Below are 15,645 nucleotides of genomic sequence, written 5' to 3'. Positions count from 1 at the left end.
GTCAGCAGCAGCCGGAGCCGCCGCAGCAGCTCGAGGCTGCGGCATCCGTCAGTCCGAGCTCGGTGCGGCCCGGCGGCACGGCCGGTGTCGCACGGACACCGGCGACCTCGAGCAGCAGGTCGCGTGACGGATAGCCTCCGGCCGCGACCGTCACGCCGTCGACCACGGTGAGAGGAAGTCCCTTCGACCCCACGGTGTGCATGAAGCCGCGGACGGTCTCGTCGGTCGTGAACGCGACCGGGTCGCTCGCGAGGTTGTGCCGGCTGATGTCGACGCCGAGCTCCTGCAGGCGGCGCACATCGGCGGTGATCGTCACCAGCGCCTCGTCGACGTCGACACCGCACACGCCGGTGTCGCAGCACAGCGCAGCCTCATAGATGCGGATCGCGGTCATCTTCTTCCTCTCTCACGAACAGCACGTTGTCGCGCCGACGTCGGGCGCGGCGATGTCGTCGAACCGCAGGGCGTGACCCAGCGCGCGCAGGGCGTCGGGTTCGGCGGCGTAGTAGACGCTCATGCCGCGCCGCTCCTTCGAGACGAGCCCGGCGCGCTCGAGCGTCTTGAGGTGGTGGCTGACGGTCGGCTCCGAGAGCCCGAGCACCGGCGCGAGCTCGCACGTGCAGGCCTCGAGCGCCGGACGCCCGAGCATGAATGCGATCACGCGCAGCCGCACCGGGTCGGCGAGCGCCTTCAGCCGGACGGCGAGGCGCACGGCATCCGCTTCGGGGAAGTCCGGGGTCGATTCCAGCGGCGCACAGCACACCGGCGACACGTCGTCGAGGACGGGGAGCGCCTTGGGCATGCGACCAGTCTTCTCTTTGATTCGATGAATGTCAAAGAGGTGGTCGGCTTGGGACGAGGACATCGGCGGACTCGCCTCGAGCATGTGACCAACGACTCTGGCCGACGCCGACGCGCGCGCCTAGCGTCGAATGCGGGTCCGAGGGTTCTCTGCAGGCCGATGCCCAGGGGTGCGCAGGCTCCCGGTCTATCTCGAATCGACATCGAGGAGGACCGCAATGCGATCACACAGCGCTCCACGATCGATCCTCGTGACGATCGCGATGGTGGGCGTCGCCATCGCGGGTGCCGCGTGCGGGCCGGCGCCATCCGATCCCCCGGTCCCCACCAGCGACCCCGCCGGCGTCGCGGCGGCGCTCGAGGAGGGCGCACAGCTGACCGTCTGGTCGACCGATCCGCTGTTGGACGCGGCCGCCGAGCGGTTCGAGTCGGATCACCCGGCCGTCGAGATCGACATCCTCGGCCCCGGCGACATGAATGGTCCCGACGCGGGGCTCGAGCTCACCGTGGAGCTCGGGGAGAACATCCCGGATGTCATCGAGCTCTACAGCCCGGACCAAGCCGCGGATTACGTCCGCAACGGATTGCTCACCGACCTCGCGTCCTTCGGCGCGGAGGATCTGGAGTCTTCTTTCGTCGCCGCCGCGTGGGACAGCGTTTCGTTCGCGAACGGCATCTGGGCTCTGCCCGTCCACGCCGACCCGGCGGCCGTCGCCTACCGCGCGGATGTCCTCGGTGAAGCGGGAATCGACGGCTTCCCGGTCACGTGGGAGGAGTTCGCCGAGGCAGCGGCGACGGTGAAGGCCGAGACCGGGTTCTATCTCACCGCCATCGGCGCGGAGGAGGTCGACCTGCTCCTGCGCCAGGATGCGCCGCGTCTGGTGGATTGGGACGGCGGAGACGATGTGGCGGTCGACGTCGTCAACCCCTCCACACTGCGCACCACCGCGTACTGGGACGACCTGCTCGATGATCGTGTCGTACTGAAGAGCGACTTCCCCGACCCCTTCGCGACACTGACTCGGGGAGATGTGGCGAGCCTCATCGGCACCTCCGCCATGGTCGAAGGACTCGCGTACGCACCGCAGATCTTCGGTGCCGCGGGGGAAGTGTGGCGCGTCGCGTCGTTGCCGCAATGGGACGCGGATGCGCCGTCGGTGGTAGGGCGGGTCTTCGAGCAGTGGGCGGTTCCGACGGGTTCCGAGCATCCACTCGCCGCCTACGGGTTCCTGCGCTGGCTCGCGAGCGAACGTGCCGCTGCCGCCGCCGACGACGATCTCGTCTCGAGCGCACCGGCCTCGATCGACGTCCTCTCGGACGTCGGATGGCTCGATGACGAGCCGGCGTTCTTCGGGGGACAGCAGGTGAATCGCGTGTTCGCCGACGCGGCGCGGGAGATGACCTTCTCGGGGCACGATCCCGCGCAGTTCTGGGCGTGGCGGACCATCGGGTCGGCGACCAGCGCCCCGTCGCTGTCCGGCGCGCTGCGCGAAGTGGAGACGGCATGCATCGACTTCTACGTCCGCGAGGGGTACACGGTCACCACTGCCGGTGATGATGGTGGAGCCGGGTGAGGTGCGGCGCACTACCGTGGACGCGTGAGCGAGCACGATCCCCGCGGCCTCGCGCCGGACGCCCCGCTGCTGGCGGCCTGGGCGGGCTTCGTCGACGGCGTCGACGCCGGGTCCGTGACGCCCTTCACGATCCCGGGGCACAAGCAGCGCACGGACCTAGTGGGCGATGTCGTCCGCGGCGACGTGCCGCTGTTCGCCGGGCTCGACACGATGAAGCAGTCCGTCGGGCGGCTGGCGGATGCCGAGCGCCGCGCCGCGGAAGCGTGGGGCGTCGACTGGTGCCGGTTCTCGGTGGGCGGCGCGACCCACGCCAACCAGGCCGCGGTCCTCTCGATCGGCGCACCGGGCCGGCCCGTCGTGGTCTCGCGGACGCTCCACCGATCGGTGCTGCTCGGACTCGTGTACGCGGGACTCACGCCGGTGTGGGTGCGGCCCGAGCTCGATCCCTCGACCGGTCTGCCGGGCGCGGTGCGCCCGGAGGCTGTCGCCGACGCGCTCGCGGCGTATCCGGATGCGTGCGGGGTGCTGATCGGCGACCCCTCGTATGTGGGAACGCGTTCCGACATCCCGGCACTCGCCGGCGTCGCGCATGCAGCCGGAGTGCCGCTGGTGGTGGATGCTGCGTGGGCCGCGCACTTCGGCTTCTCCTCGAGCGTGCCGCAGCACGCCCTCGCACTCGGCGCGGACGTCCTCGTCACGAGCGCGCACAAGATGCTGCCGGCCTGGAGCCAGGGCGCGATCATCGCCGCGCGGACGACACGCGCCGGCGGCTTGGTCGACCCTGACCGGCTCGACCGCGCCTTCGAGGCGGGGAACACCACGAGCCCGTCCGGCGCGATCCTGGCCAGCATGGATGCCGCGCGCGCCCTCATGCAGCGCGACGGCGAGGACCTCATCCGAGGACTGGTCGGCCTCGTGACCCACGCCCGTCGCGCGCTGTCGGCCGTCCCCGGCATCCGCGTTCTGGAGACGACCTCGACGCTCGATGTCGACCCGGCGAAGCTGGTGGTCCTCGTGGCGGGGACCGGCGCGCACGGCCACGACGTCGAGGCCGATCTGCTCGAGCGAGGCGTTCCGCTCGAGATGGCCGACCGCGACGTCCTCATACCGGTGATCACCGTCGCGGACGATGCGGCTTCGGTGGCGCGCCTGATCGATGCGCTGACCGAGTCGATCGGCCGCAGGCGCGGCGCGCCCCGTGAAGTGCGCGGCTCGGCAGCCTGGTCGGTGCAGCCGGGCACCGCCGTCGATCCGCGGGCCGCCTTCTTCGCCGAGCATGAGACCGTCGATGCCGCCGAGGCGATCGGGAGGGTGAGCGCCGAGCTCATCGCGCCGTACCCGCCGGGAGTCCCCGTGCTGGCCCCGGGAGAGACGATCACCCGAGAGGCCCTCGCCGCGCTGACAGAGGCCCGCGCCGACGGCGGGCGGATCGCGTATGCCGCCGACCCGACCCTGCGCACGCTCCAGGTTCTCGCGACTCCGCCCGGCGAGCTCGGCTCGAGGCTATGAGTTCGAGCGCTGCTGCGGATTGACCTTCTTGATCCAGCCGATCAGGTCGAGGCTCGACCGCGTCTGCATCCACACCCGGCCCGGGCCGGTGAAGTCGGTGACGAGGCCCTCGCCGCCCAGCAGCGTCGACTTCCAGCTGCCGGCCTTGCGCACGGAGTACTGCACCGTCTCGTCGAACGCGACCACGTGCCCCGTGTCGAGGGTCAGGGTCTCACCGGGCGTCAGCTCAGTCGCGATGATCGCGCCATAGGACGCCAGCAGCAGGTCGCCGACGCCGCTGCAGCGCAGCAGGATGAGCCCCTCGCCGCTGAAGAACGACCTGCCGCCGCCCCACTTCGAGTCCACGTCGACCGACGGATCCGACGCGCTCCACGATCCCGATTGCACCATGAGTGCACTGTCGCCGAGCGACACCTTCGCCATGTCGCCGGGCAGAACGGCGGCGACGCCGACCTGGCCGCCGCTGTCCGAGTGGTAGTCGTTCACGAAGAAGCTCTCGCCGCCGAGCGCGCGACGGATGCCCTTGAAGAAGCCGCCCTGCGTGGACGTCTCGACCGAGATGTCGCCGCGGGTCATCGCCATCGCCCCGGCTTCCACCCTCACCGACCCGCCCGGCGGCACCGTGACCGTTCCCATCGCGAAGGCCGGTCCTGCCGAGATGTCCACGTCCATGCTCACGCTCCACGTCGTCGTCCGCTGAACGGGCCGAGGGGCGCCGTCGCGCAACACCCTAGCGATACCGCGGCTCAGGCGTGCCGGGACCCGGTCCAGCGGTGCCGTGGCGTCCCGCACGGCACCCGCCTAATGTGACCCTCGTGACGACCGATGACTCCTCCCGATCCCCGTCCGACGAGTACCACGACCTCGCGCGCGTCATGGCGTGGGAGGACCGATGGGCATGGCCCATGTTCGCCGGCTCCCTGCTCATGTTCGCGTGCTCCACATGGCTGCTGGCCGACCTGACACCATCGCCGTGGAGCGTCGCAATCGCTTCGCTCACGATCATCGTGCTCTGGGTGATCTTCATCGTCGACTACCTCGTGCGGCTCCGACTCGCCGGGTCCGCACGCGCGGCGTTCCTCCGTTCGCGTGCGTTCGACCTCGTATCGCTGGCGCTGCCGCTGCTCCGGCCCTTCCTCATCCTCGTCTTCCTGTGGCGACTGCCCTCGGTCCGCTACGGATCGGCGGCGATCCAGCGCTCCATGTTCATCGTGACGACGGTGTTGTTCACGGTGCTGTTCGTCTACACCTCGTCATGGGGCGTGTGGCTGGTCGAGCGGAACGCCGAGGGCGCCAGCATCACCACCTTCGGCGACGCGCTGTTCTGGGGTTTCACCACGATCACCACCGTCGGCTACGGCGACTACGTGCCCGTCACCCTCGTGGGCAGGGTGCTCGCCGTCGGACTGATGATGGGCGGGATCGGGGTCATCGGTGTGACCAGCGCGACGATCGTCTCGGCGCTGAACGATCGCATCCGCCGCGTCGCCGAAGCCGCGCGTCACGGTCGCCCGCCGCATGGAACCGGACCGGACGGTGCCTGACGCCATCGCCGCCGTCGACGCTTCGGGACGACGGACGTCGTCGGGCCCGTCTCGCAGTCCGGACGTCTCTTTCCCGCAACGCCCGCCGGTGCTAAACCGGGTGACGCAGGCCGGTGATTCATCGGCCACCACCGGTTCCGAGGAGGCTGACTGTGGGACGGATGCTGGTCGTCGGCGGGCTGAACATGGACATCCATCTGTTCGGCGTGCGCCAGGCATCCCCGCAGGCGACGCTGGTGGCCGAGAGTCATCTCGCCCAGCCCGGCGGCAAGGCGGGCAACGTCTCACGCGCTGCGGCGCGGATGGGTGTGGCTGCGACGCTGGTAGCCCGCGTCGGCTCGGACGACTTCGGGGAGCACTGCATACAGGCGGCTGCCGAGGACGGCGTCGACGTCGCGGGCGTGATCCGCACTCCGGATCACCACACGGGGTTCGTGGCCATCGATCTGAAGCACGGCAAGCACCGCTCGCTGGTGTTCTCACCCGGGGCGAACGAGCTGCTGACGTGGGAGGACGTCGCGCCGCACGTGGCGGAGCTGACCGCCGATGACATCGTGGTCGCCCAGGCGGAGCTTCCCCCGACCACGCTGAGCGAGCTCGCATCGGCCACGACGACGCGGGGGATCCCGCTGTTCCTCGATCCTGCGCCACCGGACCGCGTGCGCCGCGATCACGTGCTCGCGTCCACCGTCATCACCCCCGATCTCGAGGAGGCGGCGCGCCTCACCGGGCGCCGGGACTCGTCGCTGCTGTGGACCGAGGCCGCAGCCCGTGAGCTGAGAGCCGTCGGCGCACGGCGGGTGGTCCTCAAGACATCCGAGAGCGGCGCGCTGCTGCTCGACGACGACGGCCTGCTCGAGATCCCCACGGCGCGCGTCGACGTCATCGACGAGACGGGCGCCGGCGACGTCTTCCTCGCGGCGCTCGCGGTCAGCCGCCTCGACGGACGCGACTGGGTGGATTCGGTGCGCTTCGCCAACGCCGCCGCCGCCCTGTCGGTGAGCCGCATCGGCCTGGGACTTCCCGGCAGGGATGAAGCGGATGCCGTCCTGCGCGACCTTCCCGAGCCCACGATCCGGAGCGCGTGACGACATCCGGAGCATCGGGCGACGAACCTCAGCCGGCCCCGAACCTGAGTCTTGCCCCTGATCCGAGACGACGCGCCTCGACCGGCGTAGCCTGGTGGTATGAGCGTTCAGCGCCGTGTGCTCGACCGTCGCCTCATCATCGGGGCCTCGGCGATCGGGGCGTCGCTGGTGGTCGGCGCCGCGGTCCTCACCCCGATGGCCGCGAGCGGCGCGGTCGACCTGCCCGACAAGACCGTCGAAGAGCTGATCGAGTTCGCCGGCGCGAGCGACGTGGATGCCTTCAGCGGCACGATCGAGCAGACATCCGAACTGGGACTTCCCGACCTGGGCGCGCTGACCGGCCCCATGGGCGACTCGGGTGACGGATCGGATGCGGCCGACATCGACGACCTGGTCGCCCTGGTCACCGGCTCCCACACGGCGAAGATCTACGTCGACGGCGACCGGTCGCGCCTGCAGGTGCTCGATCAGCTCGCCGAGCGCAACGTCTACGTCGACGGTGCCACGGAGGAGGTCTGGTTCGTCGACAGCGAGTCGCAGACCGCCACCCGGCTGACCATGACCGGGCACTCCGAGCCGGGCACCCCCGACCCCGACGCGCTGGCGCCGAACCCCGACGACATGCTCGATACAGCGTTGGCGCGGCTCGACGAGACCACCGAGGTCACGGTCGGAACCGACGCTCGCGTCGCCGGGCGCGAGGTGTACGAGCTCATCCTCGAACCACGTACCGCCGACACCCTGATCGGCCAGGTGCGCTTCGCCATCGACGGACAGAACGGCGCGGCGCTCGCGATGTCGATCACCGCCCGCGGGGCACAGGCACCCGCCTTCGAGCTCGCGTTCACCGATGTCGACTTCTCGGCTCCCGACCCCGCCGTCTTCGCCTTCGAGCCCGGCGCCGGCATGACCGTCGCCGAGAAGGACCTCGCCCCGCCGGACGGTACGGAGCATGGTGGCGACGGAACGACTCCGGCGGCCACCCCTGTGGTGATCGGAGAGGGCTGGTCGACGGTCGTCGAGATGCAGGCGGCGCCCGCCGGCGAGCAGGGTGCTCTGACGGATCTCGCGCCGGAGCAGTTGGCGATGCTCGAGAGTGTGACGACGGAGGTCGACGGAGGACGGGCGCTGCAGACGTCGCTGATGAGCGTGCTGATCACCGACGACGGCCGGGTGCTGGCCGGATCGGTGCCGACCTCACGCCTGGTCGAAGCCGCGCAGACCGGCCGCTGACGGTCGATCCGTGACGGCCCCGACGCCCGCGCACCCGACGGCGGACCCGACGACGGCGATCGAGACTTTCGCGCTCACCAAGCGCTTCGGAGCGCAGGTGGCCGTCGACGCCGTAGACCTCGCCGTTCCCCGCGGCGCCGTCTACGGATTCCTGGGGCCGAACGGCTCGGGCAAGACGACGACGATCCGGATGCTGCTGGGGCTGATCAGTCCCACGGCCGGTGAGGCACGCGTGCTCGGTTCCCCGGTTCCGCGGGCGCTCGATGCGGTGCTCCCCCGCGTGGGCGCCCTCGTCGAGGGTCCGGCGTTCTCGCCGTTCCTGACCGGAGAGCAGAATCTGCAGCGCTTCGACGCCGCGGCCCGGCACTCCGACGGTCGCTCGCGAAGGGCGCGCGTCGCCGCAGCGCTCGAGCGCGTCGGCCTCGAGCACGCCGCCAGGAAGAAGGCCCACGCCTACTCGCTCGGCATGAAGCAGCGACTCGGCCTCGCCAATGCTCTGCTGATGCCGCGTGATCTGCTCGTGCTCGATGAGCCCACCAACGGACTCGACCCGCAGGGCACGCGCGAAGTGCGCTCGCTCATCCGATCGTTCGCCGCGGACGGCACGACGGTGTTCGTGTCGAGCCACCTGCTCGCCGAGATCGAGCAGCTGTGCACGCACGTCGGCGTGATGAGCGGCGGCCGGCTCGTCGCCCAGGGGACGCTGGACGACTTCCGCCGCGCGGGCGAACCCGCTCGCGCACGCATCCGCACGCCAGACCTCGAGACCGCCCGAGAGGTTCTCGGCTCGCTGAACGCCGTCACCGCGGAGGAGGCCGAGACCGCCGACCGCGAACTCGTCACCGGCGTCATGCCCGCCGGCCTCCCGCCGGAGGAGCTCGTGGCAGCCCTCGTGGCGGCGGGGGTGCGGGTCCGCGGGTTCGAAGTGGTCGGCGAGACGCTCGAGCAGCGGTTCGTGGAGCTGACCGGGGAGGGCTTCGATGTCGTCGCCTGATGCCACCGTGGCGACCTCACGCCCCGGCTCCGGAACCCTCGCGCTGCTCGCGAACGAGCTGGCCACGCAGTTCCGGCGGCAGCGCACGTGGGCAATGCTGGCGGCTCTCGCGCTGATCCCGATCCTGATGGGCGTCGCGATCCGGCTCGTCGGCGGGTCCAGTCCCGGTCGCGGTCCCGCGTTCCTCGACCAGGTCACGAACAACGGCTTCTTCCTGGCCCTCGCGGCGTTGACGGTCGCGATCCCCCTGTTCCTGCCCCTCACCGTGAGCGTCGCCGCCGGCGACGCGATCGCCGGCGAGGCGAGCCACGGCACGCTCCGCTATCTGCTGATCGCTCCCGCCGGCAGGCTCCGGCTCCTCGCGGTCAAGTTCGGCGCCGCCATCGCGTTCTGCGTCGCGGCGACGCTCACCGTGGTGGTGGCGGGCAGCATCACCGGGGGGATCCTGTTCGGGCTCGGCCCCGTCACCCTGCTCTCGGGGGCGCAGGTGTCCGTCGGCGAGGGTCTGCTTCGGCTGCTCGCCGTGGCCGCCTACGTCTCGGTGTCGCTCATCGGGCTGTCGGCGATCGGACTGTTCCTCTCGACGCTCACCTCGGTGCCGGTCGGGGCGATGGCGGCGACGGCGATCCTCGCGGTCGCCGCGCAGATCGTCGGCGCGATCCCCCAGCTCGACGCCGTGCACCCGTGGCTGTTCACCGATCAGTGGCTGGGCTTCGGCGACCTGCTGCGGTCGCCGATCGTGTGGGACTCCTTCGCCAGCAACGCCCTGCTCCAGGCGGGCTACGTCGTCGTCTTCGCCGTAGCCGCGATCGCGCGCTTCACGACCAAGGACGTCCTGTCATAGCGAGGCGGCTTCGGCCCGGCTCTCTCATCGAGGGGCGATCATCGTGATGCCCGCGGCATCCGATCGCTCGAAGCCGGGAAGAGCGGATGCGGCCTCCTCCAGCCCGATCGTGCGCCGGATGAGACGCTGCGGCGCGAGGGCACCGCTGTCGATCATCGCCATCATCGCGGGGTAGTCGGTCGCCGCCATCCCGTGGCTTCCGAGCACGTCGAGCTCCCACGCGATCACGCGGTCCATCGGCATCCGCGGGTGTCCGTCGATCGCCGGCAAGAGCCCGATCTGCACGTGCCTGCCGCGCCGGCGCAGGGAGTGGATGGCGGCTGCGGCCGTCTGCTCGGTGCCGACCGCGTCGATCGCGACATGACTGCCGCCTCCCGTCAGCTCGGCGATGACGTCCGGGGTGTCGTCGGCGGCGAGCACTGCGACCTCCGCGCCGACATCTTCGGCGATCGCCAGCGCGGCAGCGCTGCGATCGACCGCGATGACGCGGGCGTCGAGCGCTCGCGCGATCATGACCGCGCTCAGCCCCACCCCGCCGGCGCCGATGACCGTCACCCACTCGCCCGGCTGGACCCGGGCACGGCCGACGAGCGCCCGGAAGGCGGTCGCGAAGCGGCATCCGAGGCTGGCAGCCGTCTCGAAGCTCACCCCCTCGGGGATGGCGACGAGATTCGCGTCCGCCGCGTGGAGGGCGACGAGCTCGGCCCACGATCCCCAGTGGGTGAATCCCGGCTGCTGCTGGTTCGGGCACACCTGCGCGTTGCCGCTGCGGCACCACTCGCACACACCGCATCCGCAGACGAACGGCACCGTCACGCGTTCGCCGACGTTCCACCGGGTCACCGCAGGGCCTGCCGCCTCGATGACGCCGGCAAGTTCATGTCCCGGCACGTGCGGGAAGGCGATGTCGTCGTGCCCGGCCCAGCCATGCCAGTCGCTGCGGCAGATCCCCGTCGCCATGACACGGACGACGACGCCGTCGTCCGGGACGACCGGATCGGGGACCGATCGCACCTCGGGCGCACCTCGGACCTCGTCGACGACCATCGCTCGCACGAGCCCATTATTCTCCGGCGATGCCGCAGAATGCCGTCGTGGTGATGTCGTCACGCGCAGCGTTGCAGCGCCGCCGCGGCCATGGGCGCGAAGCAGCACCGTCAAACCCTAAGCGACCCCGTGCATTTCAGGTGTGGCGAAGTGCCGACCGTCCCGGCGCCGAGTCGGCGGCTACATTCAGGTGGTGATGGCCGACTCGGATCCGTGACGTCGGACGATCGGACAAGGAAGCCGCGCACATGATCGATTCGCACGACCGAACCGCGCTCGTCACCGGCGCTGGGAGCGCTGACGGGATCGGGTTCGCCGCCGCTCGCGCGCTCGGAGCAGCGGGCCGGAATGTCGTGGTGACATCGACCACGGACCGCGTCTTCGAACGAGCCGAGCAGCTGCGCGCCGATGGCATCGCCGCCGCCGGTGTCGTCGCCGACCTCACCAGCGACGCAGGAGTGGCCGCCGTGATGGCAGGTGCCGAAAGGGCATTCGGCCAGATCCACGTGCTCGTGAACAACGCCGGCATGACATCGGTCACCGACCCCGGACACCCCTCGCCCACCGGTGAGATCTCGCTTGCGGAGTGGAACGCGTCCTTGGAACGGAATCTGACCACGGCGTTCCGAATGATCCGCGCCGTGCTTCCGAAGATGCAGGCGGCGGGGTTCGGTCGCATCGTCAACGTGTCCTCTGTCTCCGGACCCATCGCGGCATATCCCGGGGACGTCGCCTATCACGCGGCGAAGGCTGGGATGGTCGGGCTGACCCGCGCGGCCGCGATCGACACCGCCGCGTCCGGGATCACGGTCAACGCCGTCGCTCCGGGCTGGATCGACACCGGATCCGCCTCGGACCACGAGCGTGAGATGGGACGATCCACACCGGTCGGCCGTTCCGGCACGCCGGAGGAAGTCGCCCACGCGATCGCCTTCCTCGCCGCGGATGGAGCCTCGTACATCACCGGGCAAGTCATCGTCGTAGACGGCGCCAACACCATCGCTGAGGAACGAGGCGCGCGAACGCCGTGGAGGTGACGCCCGCGGGCATCGAGCAAGACCGCAGGATTCGCCGCGCCGGCCCGGCGCTGACTGATCGCAAGGAGGCGACGATGGTCAAGGGATCTCTGCATCCCGATGGCGGCCGCGGCGTTGGCGGGCGCGCTACCCGAACAGATCGAAGACGCTGAGCGGCATCGTCAGAAGCTGGCCGGGTAGGCGAGCGGGTCGGAGGCGGCGTCGAGCACCCAGTCGGCGACATAGCGGGCGAAGGACGTGCGGACCAGCAGCTCGACGCGCGCGTCGTAGCCCTGCTCACGGCTGAGGAAGACCACGACCGCCTGGGCGAGGTGGCTCTGCTGCGCCGCGCCCACGGGGAACGCCGATGGCCCCAGGTCCAGCCCGGCCCCCTTCGCCAGCAGGCCGCGCGCGTCGCCGGAGATCACGAGCGAGATGCGCTGGCCGGACTGCTCGACGACGGCGCCGTCCACGCCGGCCGCGGCGCGCAGCTGTGCCTCGAGGTCCGGCGAGCCCGCCGGATCGATCACGAGCCACTCGTCGGGTCCGAGCCACACGACGGTCTGGCCGCCGGGCGTGCGCGACCACGAGAGCACGGCGGGCAGCGGGATGCCCAGGACCGCCTCGACGTCCGCGCTGGCCGGTCCTGCCGGGTTCAGCCGCAGGTCGTAGTGACGCTGCAGAGGAAGCACCTCGGCGGTCACCGGTCCGGCGATCGACGAGAGGCGTGCCGCGTGCGAGTCGAGCGCGCCGCGGGCGGTGAGGGTACGGTCGGCGCCGGTGTCAGCCATCGCGACGCGCTCCTTCCGGGTCGAGCAGCACGTGGCTGGTGATGGTGGCGGGGACGAGTCGGCCGCCGACGACGGCGTTGATCGTGTCGCCGATGCGGCTGTGGCCGCGGTCGACGAGCGCGAGAGCGAACGTCGTGCCGAGGGCGGCGCTGTCGTAGCTCGAGGTGACGAACCCGTCCATGGGGACCGGCACCGTGTCGATCGCGTCGACGGCGACCAGCTGCGTGCCCTCGGGAAGCTGGACTGTGGCGTCTTCGGGCAGCAGCCCGACGAGCTGGCGGCGATCCTCGCTCAGGTTCGCTTCGCGAGCGAATGAGCGCTTGCCGATGAAGTCCGGCTTCTTCTTGGACACGACCCAGGACATGCCGAGGTCCTGCGGCGTGATGGTGCCGTCGGTGTCCTGGCCGACGATCGGGTAGCCCTTCTCGGCACGCAGCACGTGCATCGTCTCGGTGCCGTAGGGCGTGATTCCGTACGGTTCACCGGCGGCGATGAGACGCTCCCACAGGTCCTTCCCGTACCAGCTGAGCGCGCTGACCTCGTAGGCGAGTTCGCCCGAGAAGCTCACCCGTGCCAGGCGCACCGCAATCCCGCCCAGCTCGGCGTCGCGCCACGTCATGAACGGGAACGCCTCGTTGGACACGTCGACCCCGGGGAACAGGTCGCCCACGACAGCGCGCGACAGCGGTCCGACGACGGGGAAGGTGACCCAGTGCTCGGTGACCGACGTGAGCCGGACCCGCAGCTCGGGCCACTCGGTCTGCAGCCACTCCTCCATCCAGTCGAGGATCTTCGCCGCCCCGCCGGTGGTGGTGTAGACGAGGAACCGCTCATCCTCCAGGCGGAGGACGGTGCCGTCGTCGATGACCATGCCGTCGGCGCCGCACATGACGCCGTACCGCACCGAGCCGACCTTGAGCGAGCTCATCAGGTTGGTGTAGATCCGGTCGAGGAACTCCGCGGCGTCCGGTCCCTGTACGTCGATCTTGCCGAGGGTCGAACCGTCCATGATGCCGACCGTCGTCCGCGCCGCGATGGTCTCGCGGCGCACCGCAGCGTGCATGTCCTCGCCCGGGAGCGGGTAGTACCAGGGACGCTTCCACTGTCCGACGTCCTCGAACCGGGCGCCGCGCTCCACGTGCCAGTCATGCACAGCGGTGACGCGCACGGGGTCGAAGAGGTCACCGCGGGCGCGACCTGCGAGCGCGGCGAACGCGACCGGGGTGTAGGGCGGGCGGAATTTCGTCGTGCCCACATCGTCGATGCGCTCGCCGAGCAGGGTCGCCGCGATGCCCGAGGCGATGATGCCCGACGTCTTGCCCTGGTCGTGCGCGGTGCCGATCGTCGTGAACCGCTTGATGTGCTCGATCGAGCGCAGCCCGGCCGTGATCGCGCGTGAGATGTCGGCGATGGTCGCGTCTCGCTGCAGGTCGACGAAGTGGTGGTCGAGCGTGTCGGCGGTGCCGCTCGCGACATACCAGAGCACCGCGCCGGGGTGGTGGTCGAGATCCTGATCCGCGTAGCTCGCGGGCGCCGCGGTCGGTGTGAGCCCGAGCTCGGCGAGCACGAGGTGGCCCGTTTCGCGCGCGTGAGCGAGTGCGTCGTTCAGTCCGAACCGGCCGGCGGCGGCGCCGGTCACCTCGAGCCCGGCGACAGCCTCACCCGGGACGAAGGCGCCGAGACGCTCGTCGTAGCGCAGGCGCCCACCGGCCTGGCTGTACAGGTGCACCGCGGGGTTCCAGCCGCCGCTGACCAGGAGGGCGTCGGCGTCGATCGTCTGCCGCACACCCAGATCTGCCGCTCCTGCCCGCGTGTACTGCACAGCGGAGACACGCGCGTCGCCGTCCGTGCCGGTGACGACGCAGGCGTGCTCGAGCAGGATGCCGCGCGCGCGGGCACCGCTGATCCAATGCTCACCGATGACATCTCGGCTGTCGATGATCGCTGCGACCTGGACGCCGGCGTCGTGGAGGTCGAACGCGGCGCTGTATGCGCTGTCATTGGTGGTGAAGACCGCGACGCGCTCGCCGACGGCGACTCCGTACCGGTGGAGGAAGGTGCGCGCCGAGCCCGCGAGCATGATTCCCGGACGGTCGTTGTCTTCGAAGACGACGGGGCGCTCGTGCGCGCCGGCCGCGATGACCGTGCGGGCGGCGCGGATGCGCCAAACACGCTGGCGGAGCGCATCCGGCGCAGCGTCGACGCCGAGATGGTCGGTGCGACGCTCCACGCCGAGCGCGAGGCCGTCGTCGTACACGCCGAAGACCGTGGTCCGCTGCAGGTGGGTCACGTCCAGGAGCGACAGCTCTTCGACCGTGTCGGCGATCCATTCGCGTGCGTCGGTCCCGTCGATCGTGCGGACCGTTCCGAGCAGGGATCCGCCGGCCGCGGCCTGATCATCGACGAGCGCCACGCGGGCGCCGGCGCGCGCGGCGGTGAGCGCGGCGACGAGCCCCGCTGGTCCTGCTCCGACGACCAGGACGTCGACGTGCAGGTGCGCGGTGTCGTAGCGGGCCGGGTCGGGCTCGGTGGCGAGCGCGCCCTGCCCGGGCACGCCGTGCGCGCGGATGCCGGGGGCGAGCTCGATGAGGGTGGCGAGCTGCATGGGGTCCGGGAACGGCGCATCGATCTGGATGACACTGCTTGGGTCCTCGGACCCGGCGGCCGCGATCCCCCGGGGACGGCCGAGCTTGATGCTCGTCGTCACCTGGTGCAGTCCGTTCGCCAGCAGGGCGGACGCCAGGGTGTCGCCGGCATAGCCGTCGACCCGGCGGCCGTCGAACTCGAACGAGAGGGGCTTGTCGCGATCGACGATCCCGAGACCGTCGATGCGGAACTTCTGAGCCGTCATGCGTCAGCGCTTTCGAGAGTGGGGATGGAGACGTCGGATGTCGCCGGGTCGGCCACCTCAGCAGCGGCGGACGCGATCGCCGGGCTGCTTCCCACCGGGTAGACGGCCAGGAACCGGTACGACAGCGTGTCGCGGAGCGCGTTGAACCAGCGCCGGCATCCCGCGGAGTGCACCCACCGTTCGGCGAACACCCCCTTCGGGTTGTCGCGGAAGAACAGGTAGTGCGCCCAGGCGACATCGTCCAGGGCGGCGGGGTCGGACGGATAGGCGACGTGCGCCTGTCCGCCGTACGAGAAGTCGATCTCTTCGCGAGGCCCGCACCAGGGGCATTCGATGAGCTGCATGAGGATGCC

At 70.7% G+C, this 15,645-nt stretch carries 15 protein-coding genes; 8 read left to right on the top strand and 7 right to left on the bottom strand.

Annotation, left to right across the window (positions count from 1 at the left end):
* Position 1: 1 nt before the first annotated feature.
* Both arsD and P0L94_16825 read right to left on the bottom strand, forming a co-directional pair.
* A complete protein-coding gene (gene arsD, locus P0L94_16830; protein WES64118.1) occupies positions 2-394 on the bottom strand; it encodes an arsenite efflux transporter metallochaperone ArsD in 393 nt (130 codons plus the stop codon).
* Between the two features lie 12 nt (positions 395-406).
* Positions 407-802: a metalloregulator ArsR/SmtB family transcription factor gene (locus tag P0L94_16825; GenBank protein ID WES64117.1), complete on the bottom strand. Its 396-nt coding sequence runs from the start codon at positions 800-802 to the stop codon at positions 407-409.
* A gap of 217 nt (positions 803-1,019) precedes the next feature.
* Between P0L94_16825 and P0L94_16820 the strand changes: the two genes are divergently transcribed.
* A complete protein-coding gene (locus tag P0L94_16820; protein WES64116.1) occupies positions 1,020-2,375 on the top strand; it encodes an extracellular solute-binding protein in 1,356 nt (451 codons plus the stop codon).
* A gap of 24 nt (positions 2,376-2,399) precedes the next feature.
* Complete coding sequence (locus tag P0L94_16815) at positions 2,400-3,884, top strand: aminotransferase class V-fold PLP-dependent enzyme (protein WES64115.1); 1,485 nt, start codon at positions 2,400-2,402, stop codon at positions 3,882-3,884.
* Here the strand turns inward: P0L94_16815 and P0L94_16810 are convergent.
* On the bottom strand, positions 3,879-4,556 hold the full coding sequence (locus tag P0L94_16810) for a TIGR00266 family protein (GenBank protein ID WES66336.1): 678 nt from the start codon (positions 4,554-4,556) through the stop codon (positions 3,879-3,881). The two genes, P0L94_16815 and P0L94_16810, sit on opposite strands and share 6 nt — an antisense overlap.
* A 143-nt stretch (positions 4,557-4,699) precedes the next feature.
* On the opposite strand from P0L94_16810, the gene P0L94_16805 reads away from it, so the two are divergent.
* The 5 genes from P0L94_16805 (at position 4,700) to P0L94_16785 (ending at position 9,587) form a co-directional block, all read left to right on the top strand.
* Positions 4,700-5,428 carry an ion channel gene (locus P0L94_16805; GenBank protein ID WES64114.1) on the top strand — a complete coding sequence of 243 codons (729 nt, stop codon included), beginning with the start codon at positions 4,700-4,702 and terminating at the stop codon, positions 5,426-5,428.
* A gap of 161 nt (positions 5,429-5,589) precedes the next feature.
* Entirely contained in the window at positions 5,590-6,516 is a 927-nt protein-coding gene (locus P0L94_16800; GenBank protein ID WES66335.1) for a PfkB family carbohydrate kinase, read from the top strand.
* 99 nt (positions 6,517-6,615) lie between these two features.
* Positions 6,616-7,749: a hypothetical protein gene (locus P0L94_16795; protein WES64113.1), complete on the top strand. Its 1,134-nt coding sequence runs from the start codon at positions 6,616-6,618 to the stop codon at positions 7,747-7,749.
* A gap of 10 nt (positions 7,750-7,759) precedes the next feature.
* Positions 7,760-8,743, top strand: coding sequence for an ABC transporter ATP-binding protein (locus tag P0L94_16790; GenBank protein ID WES64112.1), 984 nt, complete (start codon positions 7,760-7,762; stop codon positions 8,741-8,743).
* Entirely contained in the window at positions 8,730-9,587 is an 858-nt protein-coding gene (locus tag P0L94_16785) for an ABC transporter permease subunit (GenBank protein WES64111.1), read from the top strand. The genes P0L94_16790 and P0L94_16785 overlap by 14 nt, the downstream gene beginning before the upstream one ends.
* 24 nt (positions 9,588-9,611) lie before the next feature.
* Here P0L94_16785 and P0L94_16780 read toward each other — a convergent pair whose 3' ends face one another.
* Positions 9,612-10,742, bottom strand: coding sequence for an alcohol dehydrogenase catalytic domain-containing protein (locus P0L94_16780; GenBank protein WES64110.1), 1,131 nt, complete (start codon positions 10,740-10,742; stop codon positions 9,612-9,614).
* A 140-nt stretch (positions 10,743-10,882) separates the two neighbouring features.
* On the opposite strand from P0L94_16780, the gene P0L94_16775 reads away from it, so the two are divergent.
* Positions 10,883-11,671 (top strand): SDR family NAD(P)-dependent oxidoreductase, encoded by a 789-nt coding sequence (locus P0L94_16775; protein WES64109.1) that lies wholly within the window; start codon positions 10,883-10,885, stop codon positions 11,669-11,671.
* 161 nt (positions 11,672-11,832) lie between these two features.
* Here P0L94_16775 and P0L94_16770 read toward each other — a convergent pair whose 3' ends face one another.
* From P0L94_16770 to P0L94_16760, 3 genes are read right to left on the bottom strand one after another with little or no spacing between them, the layout of a single operon-like run.
* Positions 11,833-12,441 (bottom strand): sarcosine oxidase subunit gamma family protein, encoded by a 609-nt coding sequence (locus tag P0L94_16770; protein ID WES64108.1) that lies wholly within the window; start codon positions 12,439-12,441, stop codon positions 11,833-11,835.
* Complete coding sequence (locus tag P0L94_16765) at positions 12,434-15,292, bottom strand: 2Fe-2S iron-sulfur cluster-binding protein (GenBank protein ID WES64107.1); 2,859 nt, start codon at positions 15,290-15,292, stop codon at positions 12,434-12,436. Before P0L94_16765 ends, P0L94_16770 begins: the two co-directional genes overlap by 8 nt.
* Complete coding sequence (locus tag P0L94_16760) at positions 15,289-15,636, bottom strand: sarcosine oxidase subunit delta (protein WES64106.1); 348 nt, start codon at positions 15,634-15,636, stop codon at positions 15,289-15,291. Before P0L94_16760 ends, P0L94_16765 begins: the two co-directional genes overlap by 4 nt.
* Between the last annotated feature and the right edge of the window lie 9 nt (positions 15,637-15,645).

The organism is Microbacter sp. GSS18 (assembly GCA_029319145.1).
In the GTDB taxonomy this organism is placed as follows: Bacteria; Actinomycetota; Actinomycetes; order Actinomycetales; family Microbacteriaceae; genus Microbacterium.
This window is presented reverse-complemented; position numbering and strand designations above follow the sequence as displayed.

Excerpts from the sequence above, each read along its gene's own strand:
- arsD (WES64118.1), bottom strand. The coding sequence starts at position 394 with ATGACCGCGATCCGCATCTATGAGGCTGCGCTGTGCTGCGACACCGGC.
- P0L94_16825 (WES64117.1), bottom strand. The coding sequence starts at position 802 with ATGCCCAAGGCGCTCCCCGTCCTCGACGACGTGTCGCCGGTGTGCTGT.
- P0L94_16820 (WES64116.1), top strand. The coding sequence starts at position 1,020 with ATGCGATCACACAGCGCTCCACGATCGATCCTCGTGACGATCGCGATG.
- P0L94_16810 (WES66336.1), bottom strand. The coding sequence starts at position 4,556 with ATGGACGTGGACATCTCGGCAGGACCGGCCTTCGCGATGGGAACGGTC.
- P0L94_16800 (WES66335.1), top strand. The coding sequence starts at position 5,590 with ATGCTGGTCGTCGGCGGGCTGAACATGGACATCCATCTGTTCGGCGTG.
- P0L94_16795 (WES64113.1), top strand. The coding sequence starts at position 6,616 with ATGAGCGTTCAGCGCCGTGTGCTCGACCGTCGCCTCATCATCGGGGCC.
- P0L94_16785 (WES64111.1), top strand. The coding sequence starts at position 8,730 with ATGTCGTCGCCTGATGCCACCGTGGCGACCTCACGCCCCGGCTCCGGA.
- P0L94_16775 (WES64109.1), top strand. The coding sequence starts at position 10,883 with ATGATCGATTCGCACGACCGAACCGCGCTCGTCACCGGCGCTGGGAGC.
- P0L94_16770 (WES64108.1), bottom strand. The coding sequence starts at position 12,441 with ATGGCTGACACCGGCGCCGACCGTACCCTCACCGCCCGCGGCGCGCTC.
- P0L94_16765 (WES64107.1), bottom strand. The coding sequence starts at position 15,292 with ATGACGGCTCAGAAGTTCCGCATCGACGGTCTCGGGATCGTCGATCGC.
- P0L94_16760 (WES64106.1), bottom strand. The coding sequence starts at position 15,636 with ATGCAGCTCATCGAATGCCCCTGGTGCGGGCCTCGCGAAGAGATCGAC.